General features: G+C 70.0%; 11 protein-coding genes and 2 pseudogenes. 9 read left to right on the top strand and 4 right to left on the bottom strand.

Going from position 1 to position 14,322, the window contains the following annotated elements:
- Positions 1 to 81: 81 nt before the first annotated feature.
- Positions 82 to 750, top strand: a complete 669-nt coding sequence (locus tag O3Q52_RS12030; RefSeq protein WP_269648781.1) for a response regulator transcription factor — start codon at positions 82 to 84, stop codon at positions 748 to 750.
- A 156-nt stretch (positions 751 to 906) separates the two neighbouring features.
- Here O3Q52_RS12030 and O3Q52_RS12035 read toward each other — a convergent pair whose 3' ends face one another.
- Both O3Q52_RS12035 and O3Q52_RS12040 read right to left on the bottom strand, forming a co-directional pair.
- Complete coding sequence (locus tag O3Q52_RS12035) at positions 907 to 1,698, bottom strand: hypothetical protein (RefSeq protein ID WP_189836960.1); 792 nt, start codon at positions 1,696 to 1,698, stop codon at positions 907 to 909.
- A gap of 109 nt (positions 1,699 to 1,807) precedes the next feature.
- Positions 1,808 to 2,542 carry a hypothetical protein gene (locus tag O3Q52_RS12040; RefSeq protein WP_189836961.1) on the bottom strand — a complete coding sequence of 245 codons (735 nt, stop codon included), beginning with the start codon at positions 2,540 to 2,542 and terminating at the stop codon, positions 1,808 to 1,810.
- 254 nt (positions 2,543 to 2,796) lie between these two features.
- Here O3Q52_RS12040 and O3Q52_RS12045 point away from each other — a divergent pair, with 254 nt between their 5' ends.
- The 4 genes from O3Q52_RS12045 to O3Q52_RS12060 all read left to right on the top strand — a co-directional run bounded on the left by O3Q52_RS12045 (position 2,797) and on the right by O3Q52_RS12060 (position 8,163).
- Positions 2,797 to 3,573 (top strand): SDR family NAD(P)-dependent oxidoreductase, encoded by a 777-nt coding sequence (locus O3Q52_RS12045; protein WP_269648773.1) that lies wholly within the window; start codon positions 2,797 to 2,799, stop codon positions 3,571 to 3,573.
- A 110-nt stretch (positions 3,574 to 3,683) separates the two neighbouring features.
- Positions 3,684 to 4,802 carry an LLM class flavin-dependent oxidoreductase gene (locus O3Q52_RS12050; RefSeq protein WP_332112899.1) on the top strand — a complete coding sequence of 373 codons (1,119 nt, stop codon included), beginning with the start codon at positions 3,684 to 3,686 and terminating at the stop codon, positions 4,800 to 4,802.
- Between the two features lie 132 nt (positions 4,803 to 4,934).
- Positions 4,935 to 6,665 carry an amidohydrolase family protein gene (locus O3Q52_RS12055; protein WP_269648774.1) on the top strand — a complete coding sequence of 577 codons (1,731 nt, stop codon included), beginning with the start codon at positions 4,935 to 4,937 and terminating at the stop codon, positions 6,663 to 6,665.
- 25 nt (positions 6,666 to 6,690) lie between these two features.
- Positions 6,691 to 8,163 carry an aldehyde dehydrogenase family protein gene (locus O3Q52_RS12060; RefSeq protein ID WP_269648775.1) on the top strand — a complete coding sequence of 491 codons (1,473 nt, stop codon included), beginning with the start codon at positions 6,691 to 6,693 and terminating at the stop codon, positions 8,161 to 8,163.
- Positions 8,164 to 8,323: 160 nt separating this feature from the next.
- On the opposite strand, the gene O3Q52_RS12065 is transcribed toward O3Q52_RS12060, so the two are convergent.
- Together O3Q52_RS12065 and O3Q52_RS12070 are read right to left on the bottom strand one after the other, a co-directional pair.
- Complete coding sequence (locus O3Q52_RS12065) at positions 8,324 to 8,521, bottom strand: hypothetical protein (RefSeq protein WP_269648776.1); 198 nt, start codon at positions 8,519 to 8,521, stop codon at positions 8,324 to 8,326.
- A gap of 179 nt (positions 8,522 to 8,700) precedes the next feature.
- Positions 8,701 to 9,732 carry a medium chain dehydrogenase/reductase family protein gene (locus O3Q52_RS12070; RefSeq protein ID WP_269648777.1) on the bottom strand — a complete coding sequence of 344 codons (1,032 nt, stop codon included), beginning with the start codon at positions 9,730 to 9,732 and terminating at the stop codon, positions 8,701 to 8,703.
- A gap of 198 nt (positions 9,733 to 9,930) precedes the next feature.
- On the opposite strand from O3Q52_RS12070, the gene O3Q52_RS12075 reads away from it, so the two are divergent.
- The 4 genes and pseudogenes from O3Q52_RS12075 to O3Q52_RS12090 form a co-directional block, all read left to right on the top strand.
- Entirely contained in the window at positions 9,931 to 10,578 is a 648-nt protein-coding gene (locus tag O3Q52_RS12075) for a TetR/AcrR family transcriptional regulator (RefSeq protein ID WP_269648778.1), read from the top strand.
- A gap of 120 nt (positions 10,579 to 10,698) precedes the next feature.
- Positions 10,699 to 11,783 (top strand): annotated as a pseudogene (locus O3Q52_RS12080) (alpha/beta hydrolase).
- A 96-nt stretch (positions 11,784 to 11,879) separates the two neighbouring features.
- Complete coding sequence (locus O3Q52_RS12085; protein ID WP_269648779.1) at positions 11,880 to 13,784, top strand: protein kinase; 1,905 nt, start codon at positions 11,880 to 11,882, stop codon at positions 13,782 to 13,784.
- Between the two features lie 25 nt (positions 13,785 to 13,809).
- A pseudogene (locus O3Q52_RS12090) lies at positions 13,810 to 14,322 on the top strand (hypothetical protein); the annotation flags it as partial.

Consider the following 14,322-nt stretch of genomic DNA (forward strand, 5'->3'; position numbering starts at 1 on the left):
TCCAAGCACAGCGCACAGCACAGTCCCCAGCACGGCTCCCAGCACGTCGGCACCACCGTCCCGGCGGATCCCTCCCGCAAGCTGTCCGTCGCCCTGGCCTGCGCCGACGGCGACTGGCCGCACGAGGACTGGCCGGCCCCGGACGATCCGTACGTGGGCCGGGTGCTGCGCCTGTCCCCGCCGTACCGCGCGCTCCGGGAACTTTCGTCGGAGGGCGCGGTGGACGTCGTCGTTCTCCGCTGCGAGGACCCGTCGACAGCCTTCGCGGGGCTGTTGAAGGGCATGGGTGCGATGAGCGCCCCCGTGATCGTCCTCAGCCCCCGGTGGGACACGGAGACGGTGGTCGAGGTGTTCCGGGGCGGCGCGGGCTATCTGGTCGAGGGCGACTACTGCACCCACATGCTGTCCTCGGCGGTCATGGCCGCCACGGTCGGCCACACCTACCTCTCGCCGACCGCGTGCGCCGCCCTGCGCGACGCCGCCCGGCGGATACCGGGCGGCGGGGAGGCGACGGAGCGGATGCGCGCCCTGCTCTCGCCCCGGGAGCGGGAGATCATGGAACTGCTCTCGACCGGCCTGGGCGCACAGGAGATCGGCCTGAGATTAGGGCTGAGCGAGAAGACCGTCCGCAACAACCTCAGCAACATCTACGCCAAGCTGGACGCCCGCGGCGGCACGGACGCGGTGCTGCGGTGGCTCGGGGCCCCGTACAGCGACACCCTGGGCCCCCTGGGATCGACCGCGCGCTGAGGGGGCGGCCGGCACGGAAGGTGTCCGTGGCGGCGGGCACGGAGAAGCCCCCGCGTGACTCGCGGGGGCCGTTCGTGCCTTGGTGCCGTTGCCGTACGTCATCGCGGTCGCTCCCGATTACGGCGGTCGCGCCCGCTGTGCGGCTGTCGCTCCCGCCTACGGCGCCGGGATCTCGGACAGCGGGATCTCGACGTCCGCCACGTTCGCGCCGCCCTCCTCGAATCCGGGTTCCGTGCGGATGCTGTTCGACGAGTTCTGGATTCCGCTCGCCTCGGGAGTTCCGCACTTCACGTTGCGCAGCCAGAGGCGTCCGTCAGGGGTGCCGTTCTTCAGGAGCTGCGGATAGAAGACGTGCACGCTCGTGCCGCCCTCACTGGGGGAGAAGAACACCTTCTGGCCGTTCTGCTCCTCCTTGTACGTGGCCTTGAGGAATCCGCTCACATCGGTGCGCTTCTCGGACCACATGAAGAACCCGAGGTGGTCGGCTTTGACGGTGTCGGTCCTGGAGAAGTCGAATCCGGTTCCCGTGTCGTCACGCTTGATGCTGAATTCCGTCGTGTTGAACTTGGCGCCTATCTCGAAGAACGAGTTGCCCAGCTTCGAGTCCGCGGCGGCCGTGAACCCGTCCTCAAGGGTGATGGACCTCGTCACCGAGGCCGACACGCTGAAGTCCTTCGTGGCGGCGGTCGTTGATCCGCAGTTGTCCGTCACGGTGGAAACGCGCTTGTTCGCGCCCAGGCTGTTCCTCTTGACCTGGACGTCGACGAATTCACAGTTGTCCAGCTTCGCGGAGTCCTCCGCGCAGTCCTTGGACACCTCGGAGGGGGTGGCGGCACCCGCCTGGTTCATCAGCGGAACGGCCACCGCGGCGGCCACCACCGGGGCCAGCATGAGGGCGATGCGCTTCTTCTTGCTCCGGTGATGTCCCTTGCGGCCGGTGCGTGTCATGGTGCGTCTCCTTGGGGGAAGTGGGGGGAGGGGAGTCGGGTGACGGGGTTCGTCGGCCACGGCTGACCGGGCTGTCGGCAGCCCGTCGGCAGTGGGCGACCGGGAGCCGTCAGCAGTCCGTCAGGACCGGCTTGGCCACCCCGTCCGCGATTCCGGGGGCGCCGGCGGCTCCCGCCAGGACGACCGGTCCCTCGATGACCTCGGGCGCCGCGAAGTTCTGCTCGGGGCTGGGATTGACGGCGAAGCTCCCGGGGTCGGCATCGATCCGTACGCGCCATTCGCCCGTCATGCGCTGCATCTTCGGCGTGAACTCCATGTGCAGGACCTTGCCGACCGGGACTTCCCGCGTCTCCGTGTCGCCGGCCGTCACCGACTTGATGGTCAGGTCGGTCGTGCCCTTGTGCTTGAGCCAGGACCCGCTCAGAAAGCCGAAGAGGCCTCCGCCGGCGCCCTGTTGTGTCGCGGTGTACTTGCCCTCGCCCTGGCCCACGGTCGCCTTCCAGGTGATGCTGACCTTCGCCGGGTCGGTGGCGTTCGGCTCGCAGTTCGGGAAGTCGATCGAGGCCTTCTCCTTGGGGCCGTCGAAGGTCTCGAAATTCGTCTCGGCGAAATCGCAGTTGTCGGCCTGGAATCCGTCCGCGAAGGCGCCTCCGAAATCCTCGACCGACCGTTTTTCGCCGCTGACGACCGCGGACCTCTCGCACATCGTCATGATCTGCTCAGGTGTCTTCTCCTCGGCCGCGTTCGCCGAGGGCAGCAGGGTGACGACCGCCGCGCCGGTGGCGAGTGCGGACCCAATGGCGACGAGCCGGATCTTCTTGTTCTTCAAGGCCCTCTTGGCCATGCCTTGCTCCGTCCTTGGGGGCTTCTTTGCCTTGCCGAGAAAGGATTATTGGTCCGCCTCAGCGGGCCCGACAGAGTCAAATGTCCCTACCGGCCGGTTACTTGACGTGTGCATTGCGACACACCCCGAAACCTCCAGAGGGTTCTCGCCCCCTTGCCTGACGGTGTGTCAGATACGACCATGGGCATGCTCGTCACCCGTGTGACGGAGCGTCAGAAGTGGTTCACGCGTCCGCGTCCCCGAAGGAGAAACCCATGGGCAAGCTCGACGGGCGGGTCGTACTCGTCACCGGCGCCGCACGAGGTCAGGGCGAGCAGGAGGCGCGGCTCTTCGCGGCCGAGGGTGCCAGGGTCGTCGTCGCGGACGTGCTCGACGACCAGGGGGAGAAGCTGGCCAAGGAGCTGGGTGCGCTCTACGTCCACCTGGACGTGAGCCGGGAGGCCGACTGGGCGGCCGCGGTGGCCGCCGCGAAGGCGGCGTACGGGAAGGTCGACGGGCTGGTGAACAACGCGGGCATCCTGCGCTTCAACTCCCTCGTCGACACGCCCCTCGACGAGTTCATGCAGGTCGTGCAGGTGAACCAGGTCGGTGTCTTCCTCGGCATCAAGACCCTGGCCCCCGAGATCGAGGCGGCCGGTGGCGGGACCATCGTCAACACCGCCTCGTACACCGGGGTGACCGGCATGGCGTACGTCGGCGCGTACAGCGCGACCAAGCACGCGATCGTCGGCCTCACGCGCGTGGCCGCGCTGGAACTGGCCCCCAAGGGCATCCGCGTCAACGCCGTCTGTCCGGGAGCCATCGACACCGCGATGAGCAACCCGGCCCTGCTCGACCCGACGGCGGACGCCGAGGCGTCCTCGGCCGGCGTCGAACGGTTCTACCGCAAGCTCGTGCCGATGGGCCGGATCGGGAAGCCCGAGGAGGTGGCCCGGCTCGCCCTCTTCCTCTCCTCGGAGGACTCCTCGTACATCACCGGACAGCCGTTCGTGATCGACGGGGGCTGGCTGGCGGGTGTGAGCGTCATGTGACGGTCCATCAGGTATTGACGCCTCGCGGGCGCGGTGCAACAGTCGGCGGCAGATGGATCTGACGATGCGTCAGGTTCGGCAGGGTGACGGACAGGGGACGGTGAACCTCCTTGGAATTCGGGCTCTTTGTACAGGGATACGTGGGCAAGCGGGCCGAGACCGATCCGCTCGCGGAGCACAAGGCGTTGATGGAGGAGACCGAGTACGTCATCCAGGCGGACAAGTCCGGCTTCAAGTACGCGTGGGCGTCCGAGCACCACTTCCTGGAGGAGTACTCCCACCTCTCCGCGAACGACGTCTTCCTCGGCTATCTCGCGCACGCGACCGAGCGGATCCACCTCGGGTCGGGCATCTTCAACCCGCTCGCCCAGGTCAACCACCCCGTGAAGGTCGCCGAGAAGGTCGCCATGCTCGACCATCTCACCGAGAACCGCTTCGAGTTCGGCAGCGGACGCGGCGCCGGCTCGCACGAGATCCTCGGCTTCCTCCCCGGCATCACCGACATGAACTACACCAAGGAGATCTGGGAAGAGACCATCGCCGAGTTCCCGAAGATGTGGCTCCAGGACGAGTACGTCGGGTTCCAGGGCAAGCACTGGCAGCTCCCGCCGCGCAAGGTCCTCCCCAAGCCGTACGGGAAGTCGCACCCCGCGATGTGGTACGCAGCCGGGTCGCCGCCCTCGTACTCCATGGCCGCCCGCAAGGGGCTCGGAGTGCTCGGCTTCAGCGTGCAGAAGGTCTCCGACATGGAGTGGGTCCTTGAGCAGTACAAGACCGCCGTCGTGGAGGCGGAGCCGATCGGGGACTTCGTCAACGACAACGTGATGGTGACGACGACCGCGATCTGTGCGCCCACGCACGACGAGGCGATACGGATCGCCGTGGGCGGCGGTCTGCACTATCTGCCGTCGCTGGTGTTCCGCTACCACGACACGTTCCCCCGGCCCGAGGGGTTCCCCGTGTGGCCGGAGACGCTGCCCGAGTACAACGAGGAGTTCGTCGAACTGCTCATCGCCGAGGAGCTGTTGATCTGCGGGGATCCGGACGAGGTGCTCACGCAGTGCAAGCGGTGGGAGCAGGCCGGGGCCGATCAGTTGTCGTTCGGGTTGCCGGTCGGGGTGCCCAAGGAGGAGACGCTCCAGACGATCAGGCTGATCGGGGAGCACGTGATTCCGAAGATCGATACGGATCCTGTGCATCGGACTACTCGGTTCCGCGGGGCGGTCTGAGGTTCGTCGGAGGGCGCGGGTTCGTTTGGGCTGGTCGCGCAGTTCCCCGCGCCCCTGAAGGGGCGGCGCCCCCATGTGGACGCGGACTGCGCAGCCAGCCGGACAGGGCAGAGAGCCGGAAAGGGCGTAAGCATGCTTGACCATCTGATCAAGGGCGCGACCGTCGTGGATGGGTCGGGTGCGCCCTCCTATACCGCTGACGTGGGGATACGGGACGGGCGGATCGCCGTCATCGGTGACGTCACCGAACCGGCGCGTACGACCGAGGATGCTTCCGGGCTCGTACTCGCGCCGGGATTCGTGGATCCCCACACCCACTACGACGCGCAGCTCTTCTGGGACCCGTATGCGACGCCCTCTCTCAACCACGGGGTGACGACGGTCGCCGGGGGCAACTGCGGATTTACGCTCGCGCCCTTGAATCCGTCGCGGCCCGAGGACGCCGACTACACACGGCGGATGATGTCGAAGGTCGAGGGGATGTCACTGGTCGCGTTGGAGGAGGGGGCGCCGTGGAGCTGGCATTCCTTCGGTGAGTATCTCGATGCCCTGGAGGGGCGGATCGCGGTCAACGCGGGCTTCATGGTGGGGCATTGTGCGCTCAGGCGGTATGTGATGGGGCCGGATGCCGTAGGCGGGCAGCCCTCGCCCGAGCAGCTGGACCAGATGCTCGCTCTCTTCCACGAGGCGATGGAGTCCGGTGCCTGGGGGCTCTCCACCACGCAGTCGTCCACCCACTCCGACGGGGACGGGAAGCCCGTCGCCTCGCGGCACGCCGAGCCGGCCGAACTGCTCGCGCTCTCCCAGGCGGTGGGCGATCACGAGGGCACGCAGATCGAGGCCATCGTGGCGGGCTGTCTCGACCAGTTCAGTGACGACGAGATCGATCTGTTCGTGGAGATGAGCGCGGCGGCGGGCCGTCCGCTGAACTGGAACGTCCTGACGATCGACGCCGCCGTTCCCGAGCGCGTCCCGCGTCAGCTGGCGGCAAGTGAGCGGGCCCGTAAGGCCGGTGGACGGATCGTGGCGCTGACGATGCCGATCCTCACGCCGATGAACATGTCGCTCGGTACCTTCTGCGCGCTGAACCTGATACCCGGGTGGGGGGAAGTGCTCGGCCTTCCCGTGCCCGAGCGGATCGCGAAGCTGCGGGACCCCGCGGTCCGTCGCGAGATGCTGCGGCGGGCCGACTCCAAGGAGGCCGGCGTCTTCCGGCGCCTCGCCGACTTCGGGCGGTACGTCATCGGCGACACCTACAGCACGGAGAACGAGGGGCTGACCGGGCGGGTCGTCCGGGACATCGCGGCCGAGCGCGGCCAGGAGCCCTTCGAGTGCATCATCGAGATCTGCGCCAACGACGGTATGCGTACGGTCCTGTGGCCCATGCCGACCGACAACGACCCGGACTCGTGGTCGCTGCGCCAGGAGACGTGGCGGCACGAGGACGTGATGCTCGGCGGCTCGGACGCGGGCGCCCACCTGGACCGGATGTGCGGGGCGCCGTACACGACCCGGTTCATCGGGGACTGTCTGCGGGGCCGGAAGCTGACAACTCTTGAGCAGGCCGTGAAGATGCTCACGGACGACCCGGCGCGGCTCTTCGGACTGCGTGAGCGCGGACGGATCGCGGAGGGTTTCCATGCGGACCTCGTGCTCTTCGATCCGGACCGCATCGACGCCGGCAAGGCCACCCTGGTGCACGACCTGCCGGGAGACAGCCCGCGCCTCGACTCGAAGGCGATCGGCATAACGGCCGTCTGGGTCAACGGAGTCGAGGCGATACGCGGCGACGTCGTGACCGGTGCCGTACCCGGCAAGGTGCTGCGGTCGGGCCGGGACACCCGCACGGTGAGCACGAAGTGACGCGACGACGACGGCGGTGGCTGCGGTGGCGGGCGTTGGGGGACAGGTGACGGACGGGCAGCGGCTGTTCATCGGCGGCTCGTGGGTGGAGCCGGACGGCGGCCACTACGAGGTGGTCGACCCGGCGACCGAGGACGTCGTCGGCCTGGCTCCGGAGGCCTCGCGGGATCAGGTGCACGCGGCGGCAGCCGCGGCCCGCGAGGCCTTCCGGGCATGGTCGCGCACGACACCCGAGGAGCGGGCCGCCGTCCTCAACCGGGCGGCCGGGGAGATCCGGCGCAACCTCGTCCCGTACGCCGAACTGGCCCAGGCCGAGACCGGGGCCACGACCGGTACCGCGCGCGGGATGCAGGTGAGTGTCGGGGCGGCCCGTTTCCAGCGGTACGCGCGCGTGGAGCCCGTCGAGGAGCCGTTGCCCCCGCAGATCAACGAGGCGGGCCCCTTCGGCAAGGCGGCCGTGATGGGCGCCCTGGCTGTGCGCCAGCCCGTCGGCGTTGTCACCTGCATCACCTCGTACAACAACCCCTGGGCGAACCCGGCAGGCAAGATCGCCCCGGCGCTCGCGATGGGCAACACGGTCGTCGTGAAGCCCGCGCCGCAGGACCCGCTCTCCGTGTACCGGATGGCTCAGGCGCTGGAGGCCGCGGGGGTGCCGCCCGGGGTCGTGAACGTCGTCAGCGGTTCGCGCGCGGAGGTCGGTGAGGCGGCCGTCGACTCGGACGACGTCGACATGGTGAGCTTCACCGGCTCGACCGCCGTCGGCCGGCGTATCGCCGAGGTGTGCGGGCGCGGTATGAAACGGCAGTTGATGGAGCTGGGCGGGAAGGGCGCGGCGGTCGTCTTCGAGGACGCGGACCTGGAGTCGGCGGTCCGGGGCATCGGAACCACCTTCTCCTTCTACAGCGGACAGATCTGCACGGCCCCGACGAGGGTGCTCGCGCAGCGTCCGGTCTACGACCGGCTGGTGTCCCAACTGGCCGCGTACGCCGGTTACTTGAAGGTGGGTGACCCGCGCGCCGACGGCACGGTCGTCGGTCCGGTGATCTCCGCGTCCCACCGGGACCGGATCGAGTCGTACGTCGAACTGGGGCGCAAGGAGGGGGCGCGGGTGGTCGCGGGCGGTGAACGGCCGCCGTCCGACCGGGGTTTCTATGTCGTCCCGACCCTTCTCGCCGACTGCACACCCGACATGCGGGTCGTCCGCGAGGAGATCTTCGGGCCGGTCGTCGTGGTCCTCCCCTTCGACGACGAGGAGGAGGCCGTCGTCCTCGCCAACGACAGCGACTACGGCCTCATCGACTACGTCTGGTCCGGCGACGTCGCCCGCGCCTTCCGCGTGGCCCGGCAGCTACGGGCCGGCGGCGTGGGCATCAACACGGTCGGCCGCAACATGGAGGCACCGTTCGGCGGCTTCAAACAGAGCGGGGTCGGCCGCGACGTCGGCTCGTACGCCCTGCACGCGTACTCGGAAGTCCAGTCACTGGTGTGGCCGGGCTGATCCGACTGATCCGATCTCGCCCCCGCCGCCCCTGCCCATTCCCGTCCCCCGGGGCTGCGCCCCAGACCCCGCTTCATTGGGGTGCGGGTTGTGTGTGGCTGGTCGCGCAGTTCCCCGCGCCCCTTACGGGGCGCCCCCTCGCAGCCCAGTCCCGCACCATTTAGCCCGTCCGGCGCTTGAGGACGAGCGCGTTCAGCGCGATGTGGGGGCCTGGGGGCGGAGCCCCCGGAAAGGGACGGGAATGGGTAGGGGCGGCGGGGGCGGGACGGCGTCCGGACTGCAGTCTGGACACCGGGTTCACGACCCGCCGCTGGATCTTCGTGATGACGCGGAACTTGGTCTCGTGGTAGCGCGACATGTCGTTGTGATCCTCGTCCTGGACGATGACGTAGATGACGTAGATGACGCAGATGACGAAGCCGTTGGCCGAAGCCGTCGGTCGGTTGGTCGGTTGGTCGGTTGGTCGGTTGGTCGGTTGGTCGTGAGGATAGAGCCTGCCGGTCGGCTCCGGCCGCCGGGGTGGCGGCAGCGCACGCTCTACGGGTTCAGGACGATCTTTCCGGCGACGGTGCCCGACTCGGCCAGGCGCAGGGCGTCGGCGATGCGGGAGAGCGGCAGCCGCGCGGCGATCTGGGGGGTGATCTCACCGCGCTGGAGGGCCTCCAGGACCTGGGTGAGGTCGGCGCGCAGCCGGGTCCGGAACTGGTTCTTGGCCAGGGCCCGTCCGGCCCAGATGTTGAAGAAGTAGGCGCGGCGGCGGTTGGGCAGCGCGTTCCACAGCCAGATCCGGCCGAGGAGCTTGAGTACGGGCAGCTGCTTGGAGCCCTCGTCGTCCCGGGTGGAGGCGGTGCCGTAGGAGACGAGCGTGCCGCCGGGCGCGAGGAGGTGCCAGGAGTCGATCACGCTGCGCCCGCCGACGTGGTCGAAGACGGCGTCGACTCCGCCGGGGGCGAGTTCACGGACCCGGGCGGGGATGTCCTCCGTGCGGTAGTCGATGGGGGTGACGCCCTGGGCCCGCAGCGCGTCGTGGTGGCGCGCGGACGCCGTGCCGATCACCTTCGCGCCCGCGGCCTGGGCGAGCTGGACCAGGACCGAGCCGACGCCGCCGTTGGCGCCGTGCACCAGGACGGTGTGCCCGGCGCGGACGCGGGCCTTGCGGTGCAGCATCTGCCAGGCGGTGATGCCGTTGACCACCAGCGTCTCCGCCTCCGCCGCGCCGACCCCGTCGGGCACCGGCACGACGTCCGCCGCGTCGACGAGTACGTGGCTGGCCCAGCCGCCGACCTTGACCAGCGCGGCCACCCGGGTGCCGGCCAGGCCCGGCTCGACGCCCTCGCCGGTCGCGGTCACGGTCCCGACCAGGTCGTAGCCGGGGACGAAGGGGAACGCCGGCTGGTCGTAGTAGCGGCCGCGGCGCATCTGCTGCTCGGCGAAGGAGACTCCGGTGGCCTCCATCCGGATCAGGACCTGGCCGGGGCCCGCGGTGGGGACGGCTCCGTGCCGGATCTCCAGCCCCTCCGGCTCCACCTTGCCCGGCAGGACGACCTCGACGAGTCCTTCGGCGTTCATGACTGCCTCCACTGCGCTCTGTGTTCGGGTTCCGCGTGAGCCACTCGGTGAGCGACCCAGTGAGTTACTCGCCCTCGCTTCTGTTAGAAGTTATAACTTCACGAGAAGGGCGACGTCAAGGGGTTCAGTGATAGCCTCTAACTAAATCTTGAGCATGTAGCCCGCAGACGTCCCCACGAGTACGGAAGGCGGCAGGTCATGGCGGAGACCGGTACGACGACCCCGCGAGAGCGCTACCGCACCCAGGTGCGTACGGAGATCAAGGAACGCGCGTGGGAGCAGATCGCCACGGCGGGCGCGACCGCGCTCTCCCTCAACGCGATCGCCAAGCAGATGGGCATGAGCGGCCCCGCGCTCTACCGGTACTTCGCCGGCCGGGACGAGCTGATCACCGAGCTGATCAGGGACGCGTACAGCAGCCTCGCCGACACCCTCCGGACGGCCGCCGGATCCGGTGCCGACCTCACCGCGCTCGCGCACGCCCTGCGCGAGTGGGCCCTCGCGGACCCCCACCGCTACTTCCTTGTCTACGGCACGCCCGTACCCGGCTACCACGCGCCGGACGACGTCACCGGAATCGCGCAGGGCATCATGGCGACGTTGCTCGACGCCTGCGCCGCACTGCCCTCGGACGGCCCCGCGACGCCGTTCGACACCCACCTGGAAAGCCACCGCCAGTGGGCGGCCGGACACCCCGCCCCGCCCGCGGCCCTCCACCGGGGCCTGGCCCTCTGGACCCGGCTGCACGGCGTTCTGTCCCTGGAACTAGCCGGTCACTTCACCGGGATGGGCTTCGACCCCGCGCTGCTGTACGCGGCCGAACTCGACGACCTGCTCAGGCCCTGACCACACCGTGCCGGGCCGGTGCTGAACCTCTCCTCCAGGGCCGCCGGTTCGGGAAACCGCCGTGCGGAGAGGCCGGGTGGCCGGATGGGGAGGTCGGCGCGGATTCGCGAGGCTCTTCCCATGACGAAGACGAAGAAGAAGAAGAGCAAGCGAAACATCGCCCTGACCGCCGTCTCCGGCGTGGTGCTCGGGCTCGCCCTGCCGCTCACCGCGACCGCTTCGGCCGCCCCAACCGCCTTATGGGACAAGCCTCTTGACTGGGCGAAGTGCGAGGGGAGCGGGTTCGGCCCCCGGCAGGAGTGCGCGACCGTCGACGTGCCCATGGACTACGCCGACCCCGAGGGCGAGACGATCGGTATCGCCGTCTCGCGCATCCGGAGCGAGAAGCCGGCCGTGCGCCGCGGGGCCCTGCTGCTGATCCCCGGAGGGCCCGGCGGCAGCAGTCTCGAAGAGCAGTCGGCGAAGGCGCGGACACTGCCGCGGGAGGTGCGGGAGGCGTACGACCTGGTCGTGTTCGACCCTAGGCGCCCGGGAATCCGTACCGGCTGGCCGATACGGCCGACCAGGTGCGGCCGATGTTCCTGCGGCTCGCCGCACGCCTCGACCGCGAGCCGATGCCCTGGCCCGGCGCCAATCCGGCCGAGCTGAACGGCAACGTGCTGCGGCAGAGCCTGCTCGACGCGTTCTACGACCCCGAGGGCTTCCCGGCCGCGGCCCGGTTGATCCGGGCCGCCCGGAAGGGCACCGTCCCGCCCGCGCCCGAGCCGCCCCCGGAGGCGCTGCTGCAGAACGGCCTCGCCGTCGCCTCCGCGACCTTCTGCAACGAGGGGAAGTGGCCCACGTCGGCCGCCCGCTACCAGAAGGAGGTCGACGAGAGCCGCGCCAAGTACCCGCTGACCGCCGGAATGCCGAGGAACGCGACCCTCTGCGCCGCCTGGCCGTATCCGCCGAAGCAGGACCCGGTACGGATCGCCGACCGCGGACCCTCCACCATCCTCATGGTCCAGAACGAGCGCGACCCCGCCGCCCCGCTCGCCGGCGCCCGCGAACTCCGCGCCGCCCTCGGCGGGCGCGCCGTCATGGTGACCGTGAACGCCACCGGACACGACGCCTACCTCGGCAACGGCAACTCCTGCGGGGACGCGGCCGTCACCCGCTTCCTGGTCACGGGGGAACGGCCCGCCAAGGACACGTACTGCCGCTAGGCACAGGGCTGTTGATAGACACCGGTCTCCCACACGTCACTCGCGCACCTCCCCTATCCTCGTGCGCACGCGCAGCCGGGGAAAAAGGGAGCACGCATGGACGGGTTGGACCCGGCTGATCCGGGCTGGATCGGTGGATATCGACTGCTCGGCAGACTTGGTGAGGGCGGCATGGGGCGGGTCTATCTGGCCCGTTCCGAGCGTGGCCGTACGGTCGCGGTCAAGGTCGTCAGGGAGGAGCTGGCCCGCAAGCCGGACTTCAGGCGCCGCTTCGCGCAGGAGGTGAAGGCGGCGCGGCGGGTCGGCGGCGACTGGACGGCACCCGTGCTGGACGCCGACACCGAGGCGCCGACGCCCTGGGTCGCCACCGGCTACGTCGCCGGCCCCTCGCTCGCCGAGGTGGTGGACAAGCAGTACGGGCCGCTGCCTCCGAAGTCCGTGCGGGCGCTGGCGATCGGGCTCATCCGCGCGCTCCAGGCCATCCACGGCGCGGGTCTCGTGCACCGCGACCTCAAGCCCTCCAACGTGCTGGTGACGATCGACGGGCCCCGCGTCATCGACTTCGGCATCGCGCGCGCCCTCGACACGGCCGTGCAGTCCGCCGACGGACTCACCAGGACCGGGGCCCTCGTGGGGTCCCCGGGCTTCATGGCGCCCGAGCAGGTGCGCGGGGAGCGGGTGACGTTCGCGAGCGACGTCTTCTGCCTCGGTGCCGTGCTGGCGTACACCGTGACGGGGCGGCTGCCCTTCGGTACCGCCGAGGGCGGGATCCACTCGCTGCTCTTCCGCATCGCCGAGGAGGAGGCGGATCTTGAGGGGATACCCGAGTCGTGGCAGGGACTGATCGCGGCCTGTCTCGCGAAGGATCCTGCCCAACGGCCCTCACTGGAAACGCTGTTGGCGTCGGCCGAGGAGATGCCGGGCGCACCGGGCGGCAGGGAGGGGAGGGGCGGCGCGTGGCTGCCCGGCGAGGTGCTGGCGGAACTGGGCAGACACGCCGTACGCCTCCTGGACAGCGAGGACCCTCAGGGCCCCGCGCCGACGGCGAGTCCCGTGCCCGGTTCGAGCACCCCTGTGCAGATACCGGGCCCCGCACCGGCATCGAGCCCCATACCGGGCTTCGGCCCTCCCCTCGCGTACTCCCCGACGACGCCCTCGTGGCAGAGCCCGCAGCCCGGCAGTCCTCACCCGCACAGCCCGCTGCCCGGCAGCCTCCACCCCCAGAACCCGCTCCCCGGCGGCTTCCACCCCCACAGCCCACCCCCGGGGCATCTGCAGGCCCCGCACTTCTCCGCTCCCGCCCACGGCTCCCGTGTGCCCACCCCTCGTTCGACCCGTGGGCTCTCGATCGCTCTGGCCGTCCTGCTCGCCCTCTTCGTCGTGCCGCTGCTGCTGCGGATCGCCGTCCTCGGGGTGGCCTACTCCCGGCTCTCCGCGGCGGCCAGTACGTCCGCCACCGACCTCATCAAGGACTACAAGTACCTGAGCGTCGCGTCGCTGGGGACCGAGGTGCTCACCGTGTTCGTCGGCATCGCGGTGGTGATCGTGTGGGCGTTCTGGTTCCAGCGCAGCCGGAACAACGCCGAGGCCTTCGCGCCGGGCAGCATCCGCCACGCGTCCGGGATGGCGGCCGGTTCGTGGTTCATCCCGGTCGTCAACTTCTACCTGCCCAAGCAGATCGGCAACGACATCTGGACGGCTACGACCGGCAGGCCGGCGGGCGCCGGACGGTGGCTCCTGCACACGTGGTGGTGGTTCTGGCTCGCCTACTTCCTGGCGTACGCGAACGACTCGTGGGCCAGCTGGTACGACAGGGACCTCGCCGTCGCAGCCACGGACACCATCGTCACCTCGCAGGCTGCCAACGTCATCGGCATCGTGACCGCCGTACTGGCCATCCTCTTCGTGCGACGGCTCACGAAGCTCCAGCAGGCCCGCATCGAAGGGGTGCCCGGCCCGCGGCAGTCCGCGGCCGCGAGAATGTCGGCGGTCGAAGCGTGACACGACGTGGGCGGGGCGACCGCTGATGCCGCAGTACACCGGGGACCCGGGATCCATCGGGTCCATAGGCGGCTACGAGCGCCTCGACCGGCTGGGCAGCGGCGGCATGGGAGTCGTGTACCTGGCGCGTTCGGTCTCGGGCCGGCAGGTCGCGGTCAAGGTCGTGCACGCGCAGTACGCGCTGGACGAGGAGTTCCGGGCCCGGTTCCGGCAGGAGGTCGCGGCGGCCCGCCGGGTGAGCGGGGCGTTCACCGCCCCGGTGGTCGACGCCGACCCGGACGCCGAGCTGCCCTGGATGGCGACTCTGTACGTGCCGGGCCGAACGCTGCCTGGACAAGGACCCGGCCGCCCGGCCTCAACTGGCCGAACTGCAGGGGCTGTTCGGCTCCCTGCCGGACACGGCCGCCCCTGCCGGGCCGGGCACGGCGCACCTGCCGAGCGTGCCGGGGAACGGGAACGTCCCCCGTGGGCCCGCCGCCACGACGACTTCCGGCACGACGACCGCCGACACGACGACCGCGACGGGCGGCGCCGCCGG

The organism is Streptomyces sp. ActVer (genome assembly GCF_027270795.1).
GTDB classification, from domain to species: domain Bacteria; phylum Actinomycetota; class Actinomycetes; order Streptomycetales; family Streptomycetaceae; genus Streptomyces; species Streptomyces umbrinus_A.

What these genes read in the sequence shown, in the direction of transcription:
- O3Q52_RS12035 (WP_189836960.1), bottom strand. Translation starts at nt 1,698, where the DNA reads ATGACACGCACCGGCCGCAAGGGACATCACCGGAGCAAGAAGAAGCGC.
- O3Q52_RS12055 (WP_269648774.1), top strand. Translation starts at nt 4,935, where the DNA reads ATGCTTGACCATCTGATCAAGGGCGCGACCGTCGTGGATGGGTCGGGT.
- O3Q52_RS12045 (WP_269648773.1), top strand. Translation starts at nt 2,797, where the DNA reads ATGGGCAAGCTCGACGGGCGGGTCGTACTCGTCACCGGCGCCGCACGA.
- O3Q52_RS12040 (WP_189836961.1), bottom strand. Translation starts at nt 2,542, where the DNA reads ATGGCCAAGAGGGCCTTGAAGAACAAGAAGATCCGGCTCGTCGCCATT.
- O3Q52_RS12075 (WP_269648778.1), top strand. Translation starts at nt 9,931, where the DNA reads ATGGCGGAGACCGGTACGACGACCCCGCGAGAGCGCTACCGCACCCAG.
- O3Q52_RS12085 (WP_269648779.1), top strand. Translation starts at nt 11,880, where the DNA reads ATGGACGGGTTGGACCCGGCTGATCCGGGCTGGATCGGTGGATATCGA.
- O3Q52_RS12070 (WP_269648777.1), bottom strand. Translation starts at nt 9,732, where the DNA reads ATGAACGCCGAAGGACTCGTCGAGGTCGTCCTGCCGGGCAAGGTGGAG.
- O3Q52_RS12065 (WP_269648776.1), bottom strand. Translation starts at nt 8,521, where the DNA reads ATGTCGCGCTACCACGAGACCAAGTTCCGCGTCATCACGAAGATCCAG.